Raw genomic sequence first — 5,032 nt, 5'->3', positions numbered from 1 at the left:
GAACCGCTGCATCTGCCCTGCGCGGGCTATCTGACGCCAGGCGCGGACGGCGACTGAGGGGATTTCCGACAATTTAGATACCGGTGAGTGTAGGTGCGCCTTCAGTCGCACCAGCGTCCGAGTCGGTGCGACTGAAGTAGCATCGACAACCGAGCCGACGGTGGGTGGTATCCGGTGTTCCGGAAAACACCTGAAGTCGCCCCGACACGTTGGTACATCGTTTCCCGGAAATTACCTGAGGCCGCGTGGCCAGGGGACGCCGTATCAGGTCATCTGGTACTCCGATTTGGAGCCGGTCAGATCCCAGGCAAAGGTACAGTCCAGGTGCGACAGCACCGCGATCATGCCGCTCTCGCCATCCTCCACCATGACGGCGATGGGTGCACGGCGACCAAACCGCCTGTTCCCGCGCCTGACCCAGAGGTTGCGCTGTTCCGGGTTCCGCGGAAAGTAGGTGTGCAACGCCTCCTCGATCCGCACCAGATAGGCGATCCGACGATTCACCCGCGGATCGTTCGGCAAGGGCTCGGCCTCGCGAAAACGCCCGACCTGGCGCGCCTTCACGGTATCCGGCAAGTCCAGGATGTCAACAATCGCCTGTGCGGGCAGGGCCCAGAGCGTGAGCAGGTCCATGATGCGCCGGGTCAGGGCCAGGCGTTCGTCAGCGGTTTGATCAGTCATAGCGGGCACCCTGGGCAATGCGAGGTCGTCAATTCGACCGCACGCCTCGACATGGCGACCGCGCCGCGGCGCGACAAGCCCCCTCGGCCGGGATGCCGATCCGCGGTACCGTCCCGAGCACCAACGGTTGCCCCCGGCATCTGGCCGTCGGACCTGATATCCGAACCTAGGGGCGGGTTTCGAACCCGCCCCGACACCAAGGGACTGTCCGGATTTCAGGGACGAAGGCTATACTCCCGGATATCCAATTGAGGCGATCCGGCACGGATCGACAGCGCAGCACATCATGACCCAGATCACCGACATCGACGCCTACATGGCCGAAGTGGGCCGACGCGCCCGCTCGGCCTCGCGCGCGCTGGCCCGCGCCGCCACCTGCGATAAGGACACCGCATTGCGCGCCATCGCACGACGGATCGACCAGGCGCGCGACACCATCAGTGCGGCCAACCGCGCCGATCTTGAAGCCGGCGCCGCCAAGGGGCTGGATACCGCCGCGCTCGACCGGCTCGAACTGACCCCCGGGCGCATCGACGCCATGATCGAGGGCCTGCGTCAGATCGCCGCCCTGCCCGACCCCATCGGCGCCATCACGGACCTGAACTACCGCCCGTCCGGCATCCAGGTCGGCCGCATGCGGGTACCGCTCGGGGTGATCGGGATCATATATGAGTCCCGCCCCAACGTGACGGCGGACGCGGCCGGACTCTGCCTGAAATCGGGCAACGCCACGGTGCTGCGCGGCGGCTCCGAGTCGCTCGCCTCCAATCAGGCAATCGCCGCCTGTATCCGCGACGGACTGGACGCGGCCGGGCTGCCCGGCGACGGGGTGCAGGTGGTCGCCACCACGGACCGCGCCGCGGTGGGGGTCATGATCGCCATGCCGGAATCGATCGACGTCATCATCCCGCGCGGCGGTAAAAGCCTGATCGAGCGCATCAGCCGCGAGGCGCGCGTGCCCGTGATCAAACACCTGGATGGGATATGCCACGTTTATCTCGACGCCGCGGCCGACCCGGAGAAGGCGTTGCGCATCACGATGAACGCCAAGACCCAGCGCTACGGCACCTGCAACACCTTGGAAACCCTGCTGGTGGACGCGTCGGTGGCGCCGGCGCTGCTGCCGCCTATCGCTGCCGCTCTGTTGGAGAAAGGCGTTGAACTGCGCGGCTGCCCGCGCACCCGTGAACTCCTGCCCGCGGCCCTGGCGGCCACCGAGGAGGACTGGGCCACCGAGTACCTGGCGCCGATCCTGTCGATCCGGGTCGTGGACGGCCTGGATGCGGCCATGGAGCACATCGCCCGCTACGGCTCGGCCCACACCGACGCCATCGTCACCGAGGACTACGGCCGCGCCCGCCGCTTCCTGCGCGAAGTCGACTCCAGTTCGGTCATGGTCAACGCCTCCACCCGCTTCGCCGACGGCTTTGAGTACGGCCTGGGCGCCGAGATCGGCATCAGCACGGACAAGTTCCACGCCCGCGGACCGGTGGGCCTGGAGGGGCTGACCTCGCTGAAATTCGTGGTCCTGGGGAACGGCGAAGTCCGCGCCTGACGGTCGCCCGACCGTTCAGTGTCGATGCGACTTCAGTCGCACCTGCGTCCGAATCGGTGCGGCTGAAGTCGCATCGACATCCGAGCCGATGGCGGGTGGTCTCGGTGTTCCGGAAGTCACTTTAAGATTTGAACCGGCCACTAAAAAGTCCCGCCATTCCAGCCAAACAAATGCCTGGGCGGGACCGCGAACTCGATGTAAACCCGCTCGGTGGGGACACCTAGCGTCTCATTGAGCAGGTCGCACAACACGCGCGAGTAGTGGGTCGTCTTGAGTTCCGGCAGACCCAGACTTTTCAGTTCCAGATAGGCGGCGGGTGCCGCGGAGCCGGCGAAGATCAGGTCGCACCCGTCCTCCAGAATCACCATCACATAAGACTCCGGCTTGCCCAACAGATCAGCCACGGTGCCGGAGGCGCGTTTCAGTAAATCGGCACGGGCTTCGGCCGGGACTTGGACATTGGTCAGGATGCGCAGCGTGGGCATGGCGGGCTGGGCCTCGGCAATCGGTGAGTTCAACAATGATAGAGTGCGGGAGACGACTTGTCGCCGGGAGTAGAGCGATCGGCCAATCCTGTCGGCAGCCCGCAACCAGTGCGCAGAACCATCAGGACCGCTGACCCGACGTTGCGCCTTCGGGTGACGCGACGCTACCGTTTCTGCTAATGTTAGCGTAACCAAGCTGATTCACCATCCGTCGCATAAGAGTCAGGAGACCTTGCCCAAGGCCCTTACCGATCCACCAACCGGAGTCCGGGACGGCACACTGCCTGTCCGTTCAACCGGAATCCGTTTGCTGCCCCCGCGCGGCTACCACCGCGCGGTACGTCAGGGGTATGCCCTCTAGTCCCGCCATCGGGTCAGACCACGGGTGTCGCTTCGACGACACCGTGCGACGATGATCGGCATCCTCGGCGGAACCTTCGACCCGATCCATTTGGGGCATCTGCGTCCGGCGCTGGATTGCCTCGAGTCCTTACGGCTCGACCAGGTCCGCTTCATCCCGCTCAACGTGGCGGTCCACCGCCCCCAACCCGAGGCTCCGGCGGCACTGCGGCTGGCGATGCTGAAGGCGGCCATCGCCAATCAGCCCGAATTCGTGGCGGATACCCGTGAACTGGAGCGGCCGGGGGAGTCCTTCTCGTACGACACACTCCAGTCCTTGCGGGCCGAACTCGGCGCACAGGTGCCGATCTGTCTGCTGGTCGGGGGCGACGCTTTCCGCGGCTTCCTTGACTGGTACCGGCCACGCGAGATCCTGAACCTGGCCCATCTGGTCGTGATGCATCGACCTGGGGTCGGCCGCATCGTAGAGCCGAGGTTGCAGACACTCTGCGCGGAACACCGCTGCGCCGGCCCGCACGCACTGCGCGACCGACCAGCGGGCAGCATCCTGTTCCAGGAGGTGACCCAGGTCGCTATCGCGTCGACCCGCATACGCGAACTGATGCGTCAGGGGTTGAGCCCCCGGTATCTGGTGCCGGACCCCGTGCTTGGCATCCTGCGGGAGGCCGGGCTTTACCGTGAAAGTGCGTAGTCAGGCCATCCTGGCCTGACGGCGTCGGGACTGGAACGGTCAGGGCTGGAAGCCCTGACGACGCAGGGGTCGAGAGGACTTTCATGTTCCGGGGTGGCGCGGGCGCCATGGTCGTTACCGACCAGCCGCCGGCATCGAGGCTGAACACTGATCGCTATCGATCACTGTCTTTCGGGTTCGCCGTGGATGGCGGACCCCGGCGCCGACCCCCGAGTCAGCGCGCCGCGCCGGACGAAGACGCTTGCACCGTCTGCGTCGGCACCCCGCAAGGACGTTTTGAATCGCGTGAAACGGTGCACCCGCACCCCTTGAATCCGAAGCAGAGGAGATCGCATGCAGCTCGAAAAACTCAGGCAACTGGTGGTGGATACCCTGGACGACATGAAGGCCAAAGATGTCCAGGTGATGGACGTACGCGGCAAGACGGCCATCACGGACTACATGATCGTGGCCTCGGGAACCTCGGACCGACACGTCAAGGCCATCGCCGAGACCGTCGCCTACCGCTCGAAGGAAGCCGGGGAAGCGCCCCTGGGCACCGAAGGGCTGAACGAGGGTGAGTGGGCCCTGGTCGACCTCAATGGCGTGGTCGTTCACGTGATGCTTCCGAAGGTGCGCGACTTCTACAACCTGGAGCGTCTGTGGTCCGCCCCCGCGCTGGTCCCCGAAGCCGCCGCCGCGACCTCCTGAGTTGGCGCCCCTGCTGTGCGTGGTCGCCGCCGTCGCCGATAACGGCGTCATCGGCCGCGGCAACGCCCTGCCCTGGCACCTGCCGGCGGACTTGGGCCGTTTCCGGCGCCTGACGCTTGACAAGACCATCGTCATGGGTCGACGCACCTGGGAGTCCCTGCCGGGACTCTTGCCGCGACGACGGCATCTGGTTCTGACCCATGATCCCGCATTCCGGGCCGCGGGTTGCACCGCGGTCGGGTCACTGGACGCGGCCATCGCCGCGGCGGCGGGGGAAGCGCAACTCATGGTCGTCGGCGGCGCCAGCCTCTATGCGCAGGCATTACCGCGGGCGGACCGGCTCTATCTCACCCAGGTGCACGCGGTGATCGACGGCGATACCTGTTTTCCGCCCTGGGAGACGGACGCCTGGCGGGAGATCAGCCGCACCCAACACCCGGCCGATGCGCGCAACCCCATCGCTATGACCTTCTTGGAACTGCACCGCGGGCGGGTGTGATCAGAAGTGATGGGACAGGCTTTTCGGTAGGATGGGCAGAGCGAGAGCGATGCCCATCCTCAAGCGTTGCG

At 65.9% G+C, this 5,032-nt stretch carries 6 protein-coding genes; 4 read left to right on the top strand and 2 right to left on the bottom strand.

Annotated elements, in window-relative coordinates; all coding sequences use genetic code 11:
* Positions 1-264 precede the first annotated feature (264 nt).
* On the bottom strand, positions 265-681 hold the full coding sequence (locus QZY03_RS02910) for a DUF2384 domain-containing protein (RefSeq protein ID WP_295578129.1): 417 nt from the start codon (positions 679-681) through the stop codon (positions 265-267).
* A gap of 286 nt (positions 682-967) precedes the next feature.
* On the opposite strand from QZY03_RS02910, the gene QZY03_RS02905 reads away from it, so the two are divergent.
* Positions 968-2,236 carry a glutamate-5-semialdehyde dehydrogenase gene (locus QZY03_RS02905; protein ID WP_295578126.1) on the top strand — a complete coding sequence of 423 codons (1,269 nt, stop codon included), beginning with the start codon at positions 968-970 and terminating at the stop codon, positions 2,234-2,236.
* Between the two features lie 140 nt (positions 2,237-2,376).
* On the opposite strand, the gene QZY03_RS02900 is transcribed toward QZY03_RS02905, so the two are convergent.
* Positions 2,377-2,721 (bottom strand): phenylpyruvate tautomerase MIF-related protein, encoded by a 345-nt coding sequence (locus tag QZY03_RS02900; protein ID WP_295578131.1) that lies wholly within the window; start codon positions 2,719-2,721, stop codon positions 2,377-2,379.
* A 412-nt stretch (positions 2,722-3,133) separates the two neighbouring features.
* Here QZY03_RS02900 and nadD point away from each other — a divergent pair, with 412 nt between their 5' ends.
* The 3 genes from nadD (at position 3,134) to QZY03_RS02885 (ending at position 4,961) form a co-directional block, all read left to right on the top strand.
* On the top strand, positions 3,134-3,772 hold the full coding sequence (nadD, locus tag QZY03_RS02895) for a nicotinate-nucleotide adenylyltransferase (RefSeq protein ID WP_295578124.1): 639 nt from the start codon (positions 3,134-3,136) through the stop codon (positions 3,770-3,772).
* A 333-nt stretch (positions 3,773-4,105) separates the two neighbouring features.
* Entirely contained in the window at positions 4,106-4,462 is a 357-nt protein-coding gene (gene rsfS, locus QZY03_RS02890) for a ribosome silencing factor (protein WP_020504604.1), read from the top strand.
* A 1-nt stretch (position 4,463) separates the two neighbouring features.
* The gene (locus QZY03_RS02885) at positions 4,464-4,961 is read left to right on the top strand and encodes a dihydrofolate reductase (RefSeq protein ID WP_295578121.1); all 498 of its coding nucleotides are present in this window, start codon (positions 4,464-4,466) and stop codon (positions 4,959-4,961) included.
* Positions 4,962-5,032: the final 71 nt, after the last annotated feature.

Source organism: uncultured Lamprocystis sp. (assembly GCF_903933125.1).
Lineage (GTDB): Bacteria > Pseudomonadota > Gammaproteobacteria > Chromatiales > Chromatiaceae > Thiodictyon.
This window is presented reverse-complemented; position numbering and strand designations above follow the sequence as displayed.